The sequence below is a fragment of the Geobacillus sp. C56-T3 genome (assembly GCF_000092445.1).
Classification (GTDB): domain Bacteria; phylum Bacillota; class Bacilli; order Bacillales; family Anoxybacillaceae; genus Geobacillus; species Geobacillus thermoleovorans.
In genome coordinates this window covers 730,887-746,535 of record NC_014206.1, presented here as the reverse complement: position 1 = coordinate 746,535, position 15,649 = coordinate 730,887, and the positions used below count along the sequence as shown (strand labels likewise).

Genomic DNA, 15,649 nt, shown 5'->3' with positions numbered 1-15,649 from the left:
TCTCCCACCTGCGCTTAGAGGTGGGAGATTCTTGGGAACACCCGCCCTACGGCAGGCTGTCAGCCAAGCCATCCCCGTGCGTCCCACGGTTTGGCTGCCTTACGAAGACAGCAAACGAAGCCCCTCATTCAAGATATTCCGGGCGGCGTTCTTGTTCGAGGGAAGAGGCAGAAAAGCTTGTGTTCAGCCATATGATTCTGTGTTTTTTAGGTAAAATAATGGATAATCAATACTCGTGATCGGGTGGTTTATCACTGTTCCCGGCTGTTATCCTCCTGCCATAATTTCTGCACACGGTCAAACGCGCCCGGCTCGACTTCTTCAACGGCCGCCACCGCCTGCCGGAGCGCCTCCTCATAATCATAATGGCGAAATAAAAATTCGGCTTCTTCCAGCCCTTTGCGGACCGCTGGATAGCGGCGGCGGTAGCGGTTGCCGTATTGAATCGTCCGCTCCGCCAGCGTCGCCTGTTCGATCATTTCCACCGTCCGCTCATACAACCGTTCCACAGCCGCTTTCGCCTCCTCCAACGCTTGGTCGACCGCCGGCATGTCAAGCGGCTTTTCTTCAAGACGCGCGGCAACGGCTTGCAAGCTGCGTCTCGCTTCCGCCAATTCAAGCGCATACGGTTCAGGCAGCCCCGGCAGCCGGCTTTTTTGCACAAGGCGGAGCGCCTCGGCCAATGTTTTTCTCATGCCGTCAAGCTTTTCGCGGGCGATCAATTCGTCTTTGCGCAGCGTCTGCAGCATCGTTCGAAACTGTTCATGCTCTTCCTTCATGAGGTCGATTTGGGACACAAGCTGCTCAAGCTCCTCTTTTAGGAGCGAATACGCTGTTTTCGCCTCGGCAACGCGGTCTTGAATGAGAAAAAACCGCTTTTGCAACTGGTGCAGCTGCTTTTCGATGCTCCGGTACTTTTCGAGGTCGCTTGGCGCCAAATGGTAGCTTTGCTGGACGAACAGCGCCTCGGCCTCGGTTTCCTTCGCCTCGGCGGCGAGCTCCTGAAGCATGCCGCTGAGGCGCGGCATTTCCGTTTGCACATATTGATGCGCGAGCACTTCGTTTTCGAGCAAATCGTAGAGCGCGTCGATCTCTTCTTTCAGCTCAGCGACAATCTGCTTCGCTTCTTCGATGCGCAGCCCATGGATCATGGCCAGACATTGCTCGATTTTTTCCCGTTTTTCCTGAAGCGTGCGCTCCATGTGCAAATGGTCAAGGATGTATCCGCGCTCTTCCATCTCTCGATAGCCATCAGCCAACTCAGCGAGCTGAGCTGGCAACGACGTTTGGCATTCGCCAAGAAGTTTAGGAATTTCTTCCATCATGGATGTGAGCCGGCCGAGCTCTTCCTTCAGCGTCAGAACCACATCGCGCGCCGCCAAATAGTTGCCGGCTTCCGTCAATTCGGCAAACCGCTGAAACTGATTTTCCGCTTCCGTTAAACGGACGTCAAGCAAGTCGGCAGCCGAACCGAACGTATAACGGTAAGCAAGCAGCGCCTTTTTCGCTTCCCGGTGAGCCGCACGCAGTTCCTCGATCTCCGCCCGGCTTTGTTCTTCGCTGCCGATCAACTCATTCACTTCATGAATGATTTCATGCACTTCTTCCTCAAGACGACGCAATCCATCGGCGATCTGCCCAAGCAGCCGGCGCGCCTGCCGGTAGCGGTATTTGTCGAGCAGCCGCTCCGCGTCAAACAGCTGTTCTTCCACATTCGGCAGCTTCACTGCCACAATGTCGTCCCATTGCTGGCGCCATCGTTCAAACAGCTGCTCCGTCTCCCCTGTCATATTCAGCTGTTTCACTTTCGCCAGCTCATCCGGCACCGGCCGGTTCATCAAGTTGATTTTCCATTCCTCGAGCCGATCGATTTCCCGGTACATCCGCTTCCGGTACACATGATTATATATGATTGCCCCCGCTCCGAGGAGCAGAACGATCCATGCCATTCCCATCCGCTGATGCCCTCCTTGCATTCAAGCTACTTCTATCGAACAAACGAAAATAGCGGAGAAGGCAAAAATATATGTTTTTCAATGTTTTTATGATACCATGTTAACGACATTTTTTGACCAAAATTTTTATTTTTTTTACAAGAATCTTCACTATTTTTGCTATGATACATAAGGGAGAAAGGAGGAAAATCGATCATGCGCGACGGGCATATTCATACGCCGTTTTGTCCGCACGGAAGCCAAGATCCGCTTGAGGCCTATGTAGAGCGCGCGATCGAACTGGGCTATACCGACATTTCCTTTACGGAGCATGCCCCGCTTCCTGAGCAGTTTATCGATCCAACGCCCAACCAGGACTGTTCGATGAAGCTTAGCCAGCTTGAGCGCTATTTGCACGCCGTCGCTGAGGTGAAAGCCCGCTACCGAAACGACATTGCCATCCGTGTCGGGCTCGAAGTCGATTTTATTCCTGGCTTTGAGGAAGAAACAACCCGCCTGCTCGACGAGGTCGGCCCACTGCTTGACGACAGCATTTTATCGGTTCACTTTTTGGCCCACGAAGGGCAATATGTATGCCTTGATTACAGCGAAGATATGTTCGCTGACATCGTCCGCTTGTTCGGATCGGTCGAACGCGTCCACCGCGCCTACTACGAAACGGTGCGGCAATCGATCCGCACAGAGCTCGGCCGCTACAAACCGAGACGCATCGGCCATATGACGCTTGTGCGCAAGTTCCAACGCCGTTTCCCATGCTTGGAACCAATGGATGAGTGGATTGTTGCCATTCTCGATGACATCAAGCAGTTCGGCTATGAATTGGACTACAACGGTGCCGGCGCCGCCAAACCGCTCTGCCTTGAGCCGTATCCGCCGGGCGGCGTGATCGCCGAGGCGCGGCGGCGGGGCATCCCGATCGTCTACGGATCCGACGCCCATCGCGCCGCCGACTTGCACCAGGGGCGTGAGGAAATGGAGCGCACGGCGCTTTCGGACTGACAGCCGCATATAGCCAATCGCCCGCATTCCATTTACTTCCTGTCCGGTATTGGGATCGGAACTTGTTGAAAAAGGAGGATTGTTTCATGTTCCATCCAATCGCTTACAGAGGAACGCGCGAAGAAAATTACCAACTCGTCATCGAGCAGTTAAAGGCGCTCATTGCCGGAGAGCCGAATTTCATCGCCAACTTGGCGAACGCGGCGGCCTTGCTCAACCAGTTTTTCACCGACATCAATTGGGTCGGGTTTTATCTCGCAGACGGCGAGGAGCTTGTGCTTGGCCCGTTCCAAGGCTTGCCGGCATGCGTGCGCATTCCGTTCGGCAAGGGGGTGTGCGGCACGGCGGCCGCCGAGCGGCGGACGGTGGTCGTTCCAGACGTTCACCAATTCCCGGGCCATATCGCCTGCGATGCGGCGTCTCAATCGGAAATCGTCGTGCCGCTCATCAAAGACGGACGCGTCATCGGTGTTCTTGACATCGACAGCCCGGTGAAAAACCGCTTCGATGACATCGACCGCCGCTACTTAGAGCAATTTTCCAGCGTACTCATGTCCACCTGACGAAAAAAGCGCACCAAGCGCGAAGAAGGAATCCGCTTGCCCGGATTCCTCTTTTTTACACCTTATACAAATGACAGTCATCGTGCACAAAAATGCAGTTTTTTCCCGTCTCCTTCGCCATATAAAGCGCGGCGTCGGCTCGTTTGAACAGCTGGTTGGCATCCTCGCAGCCATGGCGCTCCCACCATGACACGCCGCACGAAACGGTCACCGTCGGAATTGTTTGTTCTCTGACTTTTTCTGTGATGCGGCGGGCAATCGAAATGGCGTCAGACAGCGGCACTTTCGGCAAATACACCGCCAGCTCTTCCCCGCCCCAACGCGCCGCCACATCGCCATCGCGAATGTTGGCGCGCACCGTCTCAGCCACTTGAACAAGCACTTCATCGCCTGTTTGATGGCCGTACACATCGTTGATTTGCTTAAAGTTGTCAATGTCAAACAAAATGAGCGCCCCGGATGCATCGGATCCCATGGATGTTTGGATCACCTCGTCCAAGTAGCGGCGCGTATGCAGCTTTGTCAAATAATCGGTGACCACCAGCTTCTCAAGCTCTTCGTGCAGCATCGCGTTCATAAACGCCAGCGTTGAATGTTGAACGAGCGATTCCAAGAGCTTGAACATCTCAAACGTAAATCGGTATGGCTCGCTGGCGAGCGCAATGCACAGTCCCTTCGTTTCCTTGTTTTGCTGCATCGGCGCCGCCATGATGGAGCGAAACGGACCGAAAGCGGACACGCATACATCGCCGGCAAATAAAATGTCATTTCCGCTTTGGCGCCGCTTTTCCACCCATTCGATATAGGGCTCGGACCGATGGTCGAAAAAAAACGGCGTGCTGCCTGGCAAAAGCTCCCGCTTGCCGTCGGCAAACAAGAAAAAACCGACTTCATCCGCGCCGAACGATTGTTGGATTTGCGATATCATGTACTCAATGGCTTCATGAAGCCGCGGCCGGGCATTCAATTGGCGCATTGTGTCGTTGATCAGCTGCAAATCGGCGACAAGCCGGCGCGACTGTTCATACAACTTGGCGTTCTCCAGCGCGCTTCCAGCCGTGCTCGCCAGCAGCGAAATAAAATGAATCTCTCGTTTTGGAAATGGCGCAGCGTATGGGGCGATAATTTCAATCACCCCATATACCGCCTGCACCCCTTTAATCGGGGCGTACAGCACCGAGCGCGGCGGCGCCTCCATCTCCTCGCATTGCACTTGTCCAGTCAAAAACGCCCGCAACGCCGCCGTCTGTTTTTCCCTTTCATCCAATACAAGCGTTTTAATCGGCAAATTTCCGCGCAGATGGTTGTCATGCGACAACAGAAGGTGGTAGGTGAACGATGGATAGACGTTTTGCAGCGTGCGGATAATTTCTTCAAGCACAACATCGATATGCATCGAGGAATGAATTTTTGCGGCGAAGCGATGCAGCTGTCCATACCGTTTCTCTTCGCCCTCTCCTTGCAGCACCGCGCTAAGTTTCCGAAACAATCGCGCCAAATCCGTCCGGATCTCCCACAACAATCGCTCGTCAAAACCACCATCTTTTCGATACATCAGCTCGACCATCGCCGACGCCTCATCGGAAAGCATGAAAAAGAGCCGGGCCGCCATATGCGGCCCACCGGCATCGACAACCACTACTTCACGCTCTCCTTCAGCCGCGATCAGCCCAACGTCCGGCGTCCCAACCGCGGCCGCTTCCGGATAAAAGGCAACCCGCACCGGGTCGTACGAATAAAAAACGGCTTGCTCGAGCGCCAGCTCTTCTTTCAGCAGCGCGAGCAACTCGCCCGCCGCCGCCGAAAACGGCCCGTCGTCCTGAAACGCCAAAAACCAGTGGAAAAATTTTTGTTTAAACGATTCATACCGCTTCATTTCATCCTTGTTCATCGCCTTTTCCACCCAAACTAGCATCATCATTCCATAACGAGAGAATGGGATGACAAATTTTTTTCTAAAAATTGCATCTTTTATTATATCATAAGAATAGAAAAGAAGGGAAACAAAATGTTGACTTTATCCTCTAAAAATCATATAATAGCCTTTGTGTAAAATATAGCAGCCTTTGTGCCCACCTTTATGGTTCATTTTGTTCCTCGGCCCGCCGAGGTGCATCGTGTAACTCTTAGCTGCGAGAGCGAGGATGCATGAAAACAAAATGGCCATAATTGTTGGCGCACATCTGCTTTTATTTTACGGGAATAAAAGCGTAAGGAGGAGCAACGAATGGCTCGTTATACTGGTCCAATGTGGAAAGTTTCCCGCCGCCTCGGCATCTCGTTGAGCGGCACGGGGAAAGAATTGCAAAAACGTCCATATCCGCCTGGCCAACATGGTCCGGGGCAACGGCGGAAATTGTCAGAATATGGCTTGCAGCTGCAAGAAAAACAAAAGCTGCGCCATATGTACGGCGTGAACGAACGCCAATTCCGCAAAACGTTTGAAGAAGCAGGCAAAATGCCAGGCAAACACGGCGAAAACTTCATGATTTTGTTAGAATCGCGCCTAGACAACCTCGTCTATCGCTTAGGGTTGGCCCGCACGCGCCGTCAAGCCCGCCAGCTCGTGACGCACGGCCACATTTTGGTCGACGGCAGCCGCGTCAACATCCCGTCGTACCGCGTCAAACCGGGACAAACGATCGCCGTTCGCGAAAAATCGCGCAACTTGCAAGTGATTAAAGAAGCGCTCGAAGCGAACAACTACATTCCAGATTACTTGACGTTCAATCCGGAAAAAATGGAAGGGACGTACACCCGCTTGCCGGAGCGTTCCGAACTGCCGGCGGAAATCAACGAAGCGCTCATCGTCGAGTTCTACTCGCGTTAAGGCGCAAAAAAGATCCGAAATGCCGATGCATTTCGGATCTTTTTTCTTAGGCGTAGCGAATCAAATAATACTTTTTCTTCCCGCGGCGGATGACCGTAAACCGCCCCTCAAGGCGGTGTTCAGCCGTTAATATGGCTCCGACGTCTTGAAGGCGCTCGCCGTTGACGTAAATGGCGCCGTTTTGGATGTCTTCGCGCGCTTGCCGCTTCGATGGCGAAATGCCGGCAGAAACGAGCAGCTCGACAAGCGGAACGTCGCCTCCTTCATGAACGAATGACGGCACATCTTTGAACCCTTGCTCAATTTCCGCCGCTGTCAAATTGGCAATGTCGCCGCTAAAGAGCGCTTCAGAAATGCGAATCGCTTGCCTGAGCGCCTCTTCGCCGTGCACGAGCTTTGTCACTTCCTCAGCAAGCGCCTTTTGGGCCGCCCGCTTCTCTGGGGCCTCACGAAGCTCTTGTTCAAGCGCTTCGATTTCCTCTTTCGACAGGAACGTAAAGTACTTCAAGTAACGGATCACATCGCGGTCATCGGTGTTGATCCAAAACTGGTAAAACTCGTACGGCGACGTTTTCTCTTTGTCGAGCCAAATTGTGCCACTTTCCGTTTTCCCGAATTTCGTGCCGTCCGCTTTCGTCACAAGCGGGATCGTCAAGCCAAACGCCCGCGCCTCGCCTTTCGTTTTGCGAATAAGCTCAAGCCCTGCCGTGATGTTGCCCCATTGGTCGCTCCCGCCGATTTGCAGGCGGCAGCCTTCCGTCTCGTACAGGCGGAGAAAATCGTATGCCTGCAGCATCATATAGCTGAACTCGGTAAATGAAATGCCCGTCTCGATGCGCGATTGCACCGACTCTTTCGCCATCATGTAGTTGACGCTGAAATGCTTGCCGACGTCGCGCAAAAACGTAATGACATCCAGCGGCCCGATCCAGTCGTAGTTGTTTTTGATTTTCGCCGGGTTGCCGTGCGCTTCAAAGTCCAAAAAGCGGGAGAGCTGCTCTTGAATGCGCGCGCTCCATGCCTCGACGGTTTCTTTGGCATTGAGCGTGCGCTCGCTTTTTTTCCCGCTCGGATCGCCGATCAGACCAGTGGCCCCTCCGACTAGCGCAATCGGTTGATGGCCCGCCTGCTGGAAGCGGCGCAGCGTCAAAATGGCGGCCAAGTTGCCGATATGCAAGCTGTCCGCCGTCGGGTCAAACCCGCAATAAAGCGTCACCCGCTCCTCATTCAACAGCTTGCGCAACCCGTCTTCATCCGTCGTTTGGTTGACGAGCCCGCGCCATTGCAATTCCGCAAGCAAATCCATGTCCTTCACCTCTCTATGAATGTCATAAAAAAGAAAACACCCGCCCGTGATGAAGGGGCGAGTGTTCGTCGCGGTACCACCCTACTTAGAAAGCATGGTGCTTTCTCACTCATTTGGGTAACGGCGCCGGCCGGCGGATGGCTACTAGGTGCCAAAACCGTTCGCCATCGCTGCTCAGGGAGGTAATTCACGCCTGCCTGTGGACTGGCTCGCACCGTCCGCCAGCTCTCTGCACCAGGGAGACAGCCGCTACTTATTCCCATCATCGCTTTCTCATATGAAATATATACATTCTTATTACCATAGCAATGCACCCGCTGTCAACCGTAACGCTTTTCGCACAAACGGCGAAAAATCGGCAAAATTCCACAATGCCTCCCCTTCCTATGGTATACTGATATATAATGACTTGCCGCATAGGGGGGCTGGCATGAAGCGAAACCAACTTTCCATTTCTCTTGAAAAAGCGTGGCATTATTTTTCCCTTACATACGATGTCGTTTGGAACGTCATCTTAATTTTGCTCATCGCCGCGCTCTGCCTCATTTGCTTTTCCATCGGCGCCGGCGCCGGCTATTTTGCCTTTTTGGTCAAGGATATGCCCGTTCCCTCGCCCGACGAGATGAAAAAGGAGATTTACAGCTACGGCGAAACGAGCCATATGTACTTTGACGGCGGCGTGTATTTAGGGCGGTTCCGGTCTGACCTCGACCGCGAGGCGGTGCGCCTGTCCGACGTGTCTCCGTACGTCGTGCAAGCCATCATCGCGACCGAAGACGAACATTTTTATGAACATCACGGTGTCGTTCCGAAGGCCGTTATCCGCGCCGTGTTTCAAGAGCTGACCAACTCGCCGGTCAAAAGCGGCGGGAGCACGCTTACGCAGCAGCTCGTCAAAAACCAGATGTTGACGAACGAGGTGTCGTTTGAGCGGAAGGCGAAAGAAATGCTGCTTTCGCTTCGTCTGGAGAAATTTTTTTCCAAAGAAGACATTTTAGAGGCGTATTTAAACGTCGTTCCGTTCGGCCGCAATTCTTCAGGGCGCAACATCGCCGGCATCCAAGCCGCGGCCCAAGGCGTCTTTGGCGTCAACGCCAAAGAGTTGAATCTCGCTCAAGCGGCGTTTTTGGCCGGACTGCCGCAAAACCCGTTCGTCTACACCCCGTTTGCCGCTGACGGCAGCGTCAAATCGGACATCTCGGCGGGCTTGAAGCGGATGAAAACGGTGCTGTACCGGATGAAACGGGCCGGCTATATTTCCGAAAGGCAGTATAAGGAAGCGCTTGCCTATGATGTGGCGAAGCATTTCGCCGCCCCGAAGCCGTCGCCGTTTGAACAATATCCGTTTTTGACGATGGAGATTGAGCGGCGGGCGAAAGAGGTGCTCGCCGAGACGTTCGCCAAGCGCGACGGCTATAAGCCAGAAGAAGTGCAGCGCGAACCCGCTCGTTTCCGCCGCTATCTCGGCGAAGCGGAAAAAGAGCTGCGCCAAGGCGGATATCGGATTTATACGACAATCGACAAAAAGATTTATGAACAAATGCAGCGCATCGCCGCCCGCTACCCGTATTACGGAAGCGACAATGTGTATTACACCAAAGACAAGAAAACAGGAAAAACGATCCCCCATCGCCAACCGGTCGAAGTCGGGGCGATGCTCATCGAAAACAAAACGGGAAAAATCATCAGCTTCGTCGGCGGCCGCGATTATGGGCGCGAGCAGTTGAACCACGCCACCCAAGCGCACCGGTCCAACGGGTCAACGATGAAACCGCTCTTAGTATACGCGCCGGCGATGGAGATGGGCGTCATCCAGCCGGCGACGATCATTCCCGACTTGCCGCTTTCGATCGGTTCGTATACACCGAAAAACGCGGACGGAAAAACGCACGGGCTCGTCACGGCGCGCTATGCCTTGCAGCAATCGTTCAACATTCCGGCCGTTCGGACGTATATGAGAATTCGATCCCGCCATCCGATCGACTATTTGCATAAAATGGGGATCACGAGCGTTTCGAAGCAAGAAGAAGCCAATCCGGCTTTGGCGATCGGCGGGACGCACATTGGCGTCACGGTCGAGGAAAACGTCAACGCCTATGCGACGTTCGCCAATTACGGATCGTTCGTGGACGCTTACATGATTGAGAAGATTGTGGACAAAAACGGAAAGATCGTTTACAAACATCAAAGCAAACCCGTCCCGGTGTTTTCGCCGCAAACGTCGTACTTGATGATCGATATGATGCGCGACGTGCTTCACGGCGGAACGGCCTCGTCGGTGCCGCGCTACTTGACCTTTTCCGCCGATTGGGCGGGAAAAACCGGGACATCGCAAGACAAGCGCGATTCGTGGTTTATCGCCGTCAATCCGAACGTCACGTTCGGCGTTTGGATCGGCTATGACCGGCCGGCGCCGCTTGAGTCCCGCTACAAAGGGCTTTCCTACAGCCAGCGCACCCAGCTGTTATGGGCGCAGCTGATGAATGCGGCTTATGACCAAAATCCGCAGCTCATCGCTCCGCCGAAGCGGTTTCTCATGCCAGGCGGCATCGTCCGCCGCGCTTACTGCGCCGCGAGCGGCTTCAGTCCGTCGGCCGCGTGCGAAAAAGCCGGGCTCGTCCGCTACGATCTGTACAATACGAAGTTTGCGCCGCGGGAAGGAAGCGGCGAGGAAGTGATGGAAAGCCGGGTCGTCGTCATCGGCGGACGCCGCTATGTGGCGCTTGAGACGACGCCGGAAGAGTTTGTCACTCGCGAAGTGATCGTGAATCCGAAGCTTCTCGCCGATTGGGGGATCAACGGAGAGGGGCAGGCGGGCGATGCATCGCTCGTCTCCACATTAAAGGAAAACGGCCGTCCTCCGGCTCCACCCGCCGCTCGGCTTGCAGGGGGCAAGCTCGTCTGGAATCGCCATAACGAGCCGGATGTCATCGGCTACCGCGTCTATCTAGTGAACGAAACGGGGGAACGACGCCTCGCCGCCGCTGTTAAAGCGGACGAGGCGGCCTCGTTTTCGCCGCTGCAGCCGGGCGCCGCGTACTGCGTCACTGCTGTGGATATCGCCGGACAGGAATCGGCGCCGTCGAACCCCGTTTCGCTGCCGTCCGCCTCGCCGCCCAATTCCGGTCATCAAAAGAGCGGCGAGCCGTCTTCTCCCCCGCCGTCGGGTGATGTGGAGTGACAAGGAGCTGACCCAAAAGATTGTCTTTCTTTGATTGTCTTTCTTTGATTGGCTTTCTTTAGAAGATGCCATTCGTTTTGAACAAAAAGTTGGCGCGTATATATGGTGATCGAAAAGAGGGTGTCCCGATCCTTGTTGGGACACCCTTTCTTGTTTTGTGAAGATGGGGAAAGCACAACGATTTTCGGCAAATGGATGGTTCTTAAGCGAAAAGAAAGCGGGCATGTATCAGGTTTTTCAAATGGAGACATCACGCTGTTGGCCGCGTTTTCCGTTCCATCACCGTCTTTGCAGCCGCCCCGCTTCGGCCTCAGCCTGAAAAGAACAACAGCGCCTGGAACTGCGGATGTTCCAGACGCTTTTCGCTCATCAGTCTTCCATCGTCGACAAATCGCCGGTCGGCAAGTTGAGCTCCCACGCTTTTAAGACGCGGCGCATGATTTTCCCGCTCCGCGTTTTCGGCAGTTTGTCGCGGAACTCGATCTCACGCGGCGCGGCATGAGCGGCGAGCCCTTTTTTGACGAACTGGCGGATGTCTTCTTTCAGTTCCTCGGACGGCTCGTACCCTTCGCGAAGCGCGATGAACGCTTTGATGATTTCCCCGCGCACCGGATCCGGCTTGCCGATGACGCCGGCTTCGGCAACGGCCGGATGCTCGACGAGCTTGCTTTCGACTTCAAACGGTCCAACGCGCTCGCCGGATGTGTTGATGACATCGTCAACACGGCCTTGGAACCAGAAGTAGCCGTCTTCATCCATGTAGGCCGAGTCGCCGGATACGTACCAGTCGCCGATAAAGTACGATTCATATTTTTGCGGGTTGTTCCAAATCGTTTTCATCATCGACGGCCAGCCTTTTTTGATGGCCAAGTTGCCCATCCGGTACGGCGGCAGGACGTTTCCTTGGTCATCAATGATCGCCGCCTCGACGCCTGGGATCGGTTTCCCCATCGATCCCGGCTTGATTTCCATGCACGGGTAGTTGCAAATGAGATGCCCGCCTGTTTCCGTCATCCACCACGTATCATGGATGCGGCGGCCGAACACTTTCATCCCCCAGCGGATGACTTCCGGGTTGAGCGGCTCGCCGACGCTTAAAATGTGGCGGAGCGAGCTTAAATCATATTTTTTCACGACTTCATCGCCGGCGCCCATCAGCATGCGGAACGCCGTCGGCGCGCTGTACCAGACGGTGACGCCGAAATCTTGGATCGTTTGATACCAAGCATCCGGGCTGAAGCGGCCGCCGACGATGACGCTTGACGCTCCGCACAGCCACGGGCCGAAGATGCCGTACGACGTCCCGGTCACCCACCCCGGGTCAGCCGTGCACCAGTAAATGTCATCTTCTTTTAAGTCGAGCACCCATTTCGCCGTTTGATAGTGCTGAATCATCGCGTTATGGACGTGCAAAACGCCTTTCGGCTTGCCGGTCGAGCCGGATGTGTAATGCAAAATCAAGCCGTCTTGGCGGTCGACCCATTCGATGTCGAAGTGCTTGCTTGCTTCATTCATCCGCTTTTTCAAATCGATGTACGGCCCTTCCTCGACAATGCCGTCGCCAACCAAAAAGACGTACTTCAACTCCGGCAAATCGCCGACCGGCACGCGCGGCAAGAGCTCCGGCGTCGTCACGATCGCTTTCGCCCCGCTGTCTTCGAGGCGGTCGCGCACCGCGCCTTCCATGAACGCCTCAAACAGCGGACCGACGATGGCGCCGGTTTTGATGATGCCCAAAACCGCAAAGTACAGTTCCGGAGAACGCGGCATGAACACGAACACACGGTCGCCTTTCTGAATGTCCGCCGCCTGTTTTAAGACGTTCGCCACTTTATTGGACATCTCTTTCATTTCTTTGAACGTATATTTCTCGTTCCGCACCGCGTCGCGGTAATAGAGCGCCACTTTATTTTTACGGAACGACTCAGCATGGCGGTCGATCGCCTCATACGCCATGTTGACTCGGCCCGTTTCATGCCAAGAAAACTCTTTCTCCACTTCCGACCATTGAAACTGTTTATATGTTTCTTCGTAGTTTTTCAAATTGTAGTCCCCTTGTATGACGGGAAGCCGTTCTGTGTTCATTCTCCGATCCCCCTTATGTAAGTGATTACATTTCTATTATAGTCGATTGAAAACCATTTCTCAATTTTTAAAATATTCCTTGTCCCCGCTTTTTTGAAATTTTTTTGAACCGCGCCAGCCGGCGCCATTTTTATGTATAATGGAAGCAGAACGACCAATTCAGGTGGTGGACGAATGGAACATAAAAAAACGTATAACGCCAAAGAGCTGAAAACCCCGAAAGGAACGCTCCTCATCGAAGGGCCGGTGACGCCGGAAGCGTTGGCCAGCTACGAATTCCACCATGACCTCACTTCCTTCCGCCCGCCTGCCAAACAGCACAAAGCGTTGATCGAAATCGCCAAGCTGCCGGAAGGGCGGATCATCATCGCCCGCCGCGGCGAGGTGATTGTCGGATATGTGACGTTTTTGTATCCCGATCCGCTTGAGCGTTGGTCGGAAGGGAACATGGAAAATTTGCTCGAGCTTGGCGCCATTGAAGTCATTCCGGAGTTCCGCGGGTTTGGCGTCGGAAAAAATTTGTTGATCGTCTCGATGATGGACGACGCCATGGAAGACTACATCATCATTACAACTGAATATTACTGGCATTGGGATTTAAAAGGCACGGGGCTGAACGTATGGGAGTACCGAAAAGTGATGGAGAAAATGATGAACGCCGGCGGGCTCGTCTGGTATGCGACCGACGACCCGGAAATTTGCTCGCATCCGGCGAACTGCCTGATGGTCCGCATCGGCAAACGGGTCGACGCCGAATCGATTCAACGGTTCGACCGGCTTCGGTTTATGAACCGTTACATGTACTAAATGCCTCGCACAAAGGGGAGAGGAGAACGATGCTTGTCGAACAAGTGATGAAAGCACCGGTTATCACGCTTCGCGCCACCAATACGATCGCCGAAGCGCTGCAGCTGCTAAGACATCACCGCATCCGCCATCTGCCGGTCGTCGACGGGGAAGGACGTCTTGTGGGGCTTGTGACGAGCCAAGATTTGCGCGAAGCGAGCCCATCCATTTTCCGCCTTCACGAACAGTGGGAAGACTTGGAGAAACCGGTCGGGGACGTGATGAAAACCGACCTCATCGTCGGCCATCCGCTCGATTTCGTCGAGGAGGTGGCGGCGCTCTTTTACGAACACCGAATCGGCTGCCTGCCGATCGTCAATCACGGGAAACTCGTCGGCATCATCACGCAAACGGATTTGCTCCGCACGTTCATTGAATTGACCGGCGTTCACCAGCCGGGGTCGCAAATCGAGATCAAAGTGCCGAACGAGGCCGGCATGTTAAGCAAAGCGGCGGCCATCATCAGCGAGCGCCATGTGAACATCGCCAGCGTCTTGGTGTATCCAGCTCCGGATCCGAATGAGAAAATTTTAGTTTTCCGCGTGCAGACGATGAATCCGCTTCCATTGATCCGCGATTTACAAAACGCCGGCTATCACGTGCTATGGCCGAACTTGCCGGGGGTTACGTCATGAGCCGAAACTGCGCATTCGTCTATAGCGAGCAATTTCTTCAGTACAAATTTCATGACGACCATCCGTTCAACCAGCTGCGGGTCAAAATGACATACGACTTGCTTTGCACGCTCGGCGCGCTCGAAGACCGCCAGATCGTCGCCCCGCGCATGGCGACCGATGACGAGCTCGCGCTCATTCACGACCGCTCCTACATCGAGGCGGTGAAAGCGGCCGGGCGCGGCGAGCTGTCGGAAGCGGCGGCGCAAAACTACGGCCTTGGCACCGAGGATACGCCGATTTTCCCCAACATGCACGAAGCGAGCGCTCTTTTGGTCGGCAGCACCCTCACCGCCGTCGACGCGGTTCTTTCCGGAGCGGCCGAGCATGCGCTCAACCTTGGCGGCGGTCTGCACCACGGCTTCCGCGGCAAAGCGTCCGGCTTTTGCGTCTACAACGACAGCGCGGTCGCCATTCAATACATCCGGGAGAAATACGGACTGCGCGTGTTGTACGTCGACACGGACGCCCACCACGGCGACGGGGTGCAATGGGCGTTTTACGACGATCCGAACGTTTGCACGTTTTCCATTCATGAAACGGGGCGCTATTTGTTCCCAGGGACCGGAAATGTCAACGAGCGCGGCTTAGGCGCGGGCTACGGCTATTCGTTCAACATTCCCGTTGATGCGTTCACGGAAGACGAATCATGGATCGCCGCCTATACGACCGCGCTTCGGGAAATCGCCGACTTTTTCCGCCCGGATGTCATCGTGACGCAAAACGGCGTCGACGCCCACTATTACGATCCGCTCACCCATTTGTCGGTGACGATGAAAACGTACCGCGCCATTCCGAAGCTCGCGCACGAAATCGCGCATGAATATTGCGGCGGACGCTGGATCGCCGTCGGCGGCGGCGGCTATGACATCTGGCGCGTCGTGCCGCGGGCATGGGCGCTCCTTTGGCTCGAGATGACGGGACAAGCCGATGTGTCCGGCCCGTTGCCGGATGAGTGGCGCGAACGTTGGCAACCGCTTTCACCCGTCGCGCTTCCGCTTGAGTGGGACGACCCGGATGACTTGTATCCCCCGATCCCGCGCAAAGCGGAGATCAGCGAAAAAAATGCCCAGACGGTGGAAAAGGCGTTGTATTTCATCCGCAGTCAACGCCGGGCGGGGACTTGATTTTTTTCTCCATTTACAGAAAACAACGGATTTCTACGTCCTGTTTTCCTAGTCAACTTCCGTTTTCACCGAAAAACGGGCCG

At 54.7% G+C, this 15,649-nt stretch carries 11 protein-coding genes and 1 other annotated feature; of the genes, 7 read left to right on the top strand and 4 right to left on the bottom strand.

Going from position 1 to position 15,649, the window contains the following annotated elements; genetic code table 11:
• Positions 1 to 251: 251 nt before the first annotated feature.
• Positions 252 to 1,955 (bottom strand): septation ring formation regulator EzrA, encoded by a 1,704-nt coding sequence (gene ezrA, locus GC56T3_RS03850; protein WP_013144465.1) that lies wholly within the window; start codon positions 1,953 to 1,955, stop codon positions 252 to 254.
• A 195-nt stretch (positions 1,956 to 2,150) separates the two neighbouring features.
• On the opposite strand from ezrA, the gene hisJ reads away from it, so the two are divergent.
• Positions 2,151 to 2,954, top strand: a complete 804-nt coding sequence (gene hisJ / locus GC56T3_RS03845; RefSeq protein ID WP_013144464.1) for a histidinol-phosphatase HisJ — start codon at positions 2,151 to 2,153, stop codon at positions 2,952 to 2,954.
• An 86-nt stretch (positions 2,955 to 3,040) separates the two neighbouring features.
• A complete protein-coding gene (locus tag GC56T3_RS03840) occupies positions 3,041 to 3,517 on the top strand; it encodes a GAF domain-containing protein (RefSeq protein WP_013144463.1) in 477 nt (158 codons plus the stop codon).
• Positions 3,518 to 3,572: 55 nt separating this feature from the next.
• Here GC56T3_RS03840 and GC56T3_RS03835 read toward each other — a convergent pair whose 3' ends face one another.
• Complete coding sequence (locus tag GC56T3_RS03835) at positions 3,573 to 5,408, bottom strand: sensor domain-containing diguanylate cyclase (protein ID WP_041468701.1); 1,836 nt, start codon at positions 5,406 to 5,408, stop codon at positions 3,573 to 3,575.
• Between the two features lie 336 nt (positions 5,409 to 5,744).
• On the opposite strand from GC56T3_RS03835, the gene rpsD reads away from it, so the two are divergent.
• Entirely contained in the window at positions 5,745 to 6,347 is a 603-nt protein-coding gene (gene rpsD, locus GC56T3_RS03830) for a 30S ribosomal protein S4 (protein WP_013144461.1), read from the top strand.
• Between the two features lie 46 nt (positions 6,348 to 6,393).
• Here the strand turns inward: rpsD and tyrS are convergent, their stop codons facing one another.
• A complete protein-coding gene (gene tyrS / locus GC56T3_RS03825; RefSeq protein WP_013144460.1) occupies positions 6,394 to 7,653 on the bottom strand; it encodes a tyrosine--tRNA ligase in 1,260 nt (419 codons plus the stop codon).
• A gap of 50 nt (positions 7,654 to 7,703) precedes the next feature.
• Positions 7,704 to 7,928: a binding site (T-box leader), on the bottom strand.
• 155 nt (positions 7,929 to 8,083) lie between these two features.
• Between tyrS and GC56T3_RS03820 the strand changes: the two genes are divergently transcribed.
• Positions 8,084 to 10,834 (top strand): transglycosylase domain-containing protein, encoded by a 2,751-nt coding sequence (locus GC56T3_RS03820; protein WP_013144458.1) that lies wholly within the window; start codon positions 8,084 to 8,086, stop codon positions 10,832 to 10,834.
• Positions 10,835 to 11,203: 369 nt separating this feature from the next.
• On the opposite strand, the gene acsA is transcribed toward GC56T3_RS03820, so the two are convergent.
• Positions 11,204 to 12,919: an acetate--CoA ligase gene (gene acsA / locus GC56T3_RS03815; protein ID WP_013144457.1), complete on the bottom strand. Its 1,716-nt coding sequence runs from the start codon at positions 12,917 to 12,919 to the stop codon at positions 11,204 to 11,206.
• Positions 12,920 to 13,093: 174 nt separating this feature from the next.
• Between acsA and GC56T3_RS03810 the strand changes: the two genes are divergently transcribed.
• Genes GC56T3_RS03810 through GC56T3_RS03800 form a run of 3 tightly spaced genes read left to right on the top strand, consistent with a single transcriptional unit; the run spans position 13,094 to position 15,566 of the window.
• On the top strand, positions 13,094 to 13,726 hold the full coding sequence (locus tag GC56T3_RS03810; RefSeq protein ID WP_011232281.1) for a GNAT family N-acetyltransferase: 633 nt from the start codon (positions 13,094 to 13,096) through the stop codon (positions 13,724 to 13,726).
• 29 nt (positions 13,727 to 13,755) lie between these two features.
• Positions 13,756 to 14,400 carry an acetoin utilization AcuB family protein gene (locus GC56T3_RS03805; protein ID WP_013144456.1) on the top strand — a complete coding sequence of 215 codons (645 nt, stop codon included), beginning with the start codon at positions 13,756 to 13,758 and terminating at the stop codon, positions 14,398 to 14,400.
• Positions 14,397 to 15,566, top strand: coding sequence for an acetoin utilization protein AcuC (locus tag GC56T3_RS03800; protein ID WP_011232283.1), 1,170 nt, complete (start codon positions 14,397 to 14,399; stop codon positions 15,564 to 15,566). The genes GC56T3_RS03805 and GC56T3_RS03800 overlap by 4 nt, the downstream gene beginning before the upstream one ends.
• Positions 15,567 to 15,649: the final 83 nt, after the last annotated feature.

Excerpts from the sequence above, each read along its gene's own strand:
- ezrA (WP_013144465.1), bottom strand. The coding sequence starts at position 1,955 with ATGGGAATGGCATGGATCGTTCTGCTCCTCGGAGCGGGGGCAATCATA.
- hisJ (WP_013144464.1), top strand. The coding sequence starts at position 2,151 with ATGCGCGACGGGCATATTCATACGCCGTTTTGTCCGCACGGAAGCCAA.
- GC56T3_RS03840 (WP_013144463.1), top strand. The coding sequence starts at position 3,041 with ATGTTCCATCCAATCGCTTACAGAGGAACGCGCGAAGAAAATTACCAA.
- GC56T3_RS03835 (WP_041468701.1), bottom strand. The coding sequence starts at position 5,408 with ATGAACAAGGATGAAATGAAGCGGTATGAATCGTTTAAACAAAAATTT.
- rpsD (WP_013144461.1), top strand. The coding sequence starts at position 5,745 with ATGGCTCGTTATACTGGTCCAATGTGGAAAGTTTCCCGCCGCCTCGGC.
- tyrS (WP_013144460.1), bottom strand. The coding sequence starts at position 7,653 with ATGGATTTGCTTGCGGAATTGCAATGGCGCGGGCTCGTCAACCAAACG.
- GC56T3_RS03820 (WP_013144458.1), top strand. The coding sequence starts at position 8,084 with ATGAAGCGAAACCAACTTTCCATTTCTCTTGAAAAAGCGTGGCATTAT.
- acsA (WP_013144457.1), bottom strand. The coding sequence starts at position 12,919 with ATGAACACAGAACGGCTTCCCGTCATACAAGGGGACTACAATTTGAAA.
- GC56T3_RS03810 (WP_011232281.1), top strand. The coding sequence starts at position 13,094 with ATGGAACATAAAAAAACGTATAACGCCAAAGAGCTGAAAACCCCGAAA.
- GC56T3_RS03805 (WP_013144456.1), top strand. The coding sequence starts at position 13,756 with ATGCTTGTCGAACAAGTGATGAAAGCACCGGTTATCACGCTTCGCGCC.
- GC56T3_RS03800 (WP_011232283.1), top strand. The coding sequence starts at position 14,397 with ATGAGCCGAAACTGCGCATTCGTCTATAGCGAGCAATTTCTTCAGTAC.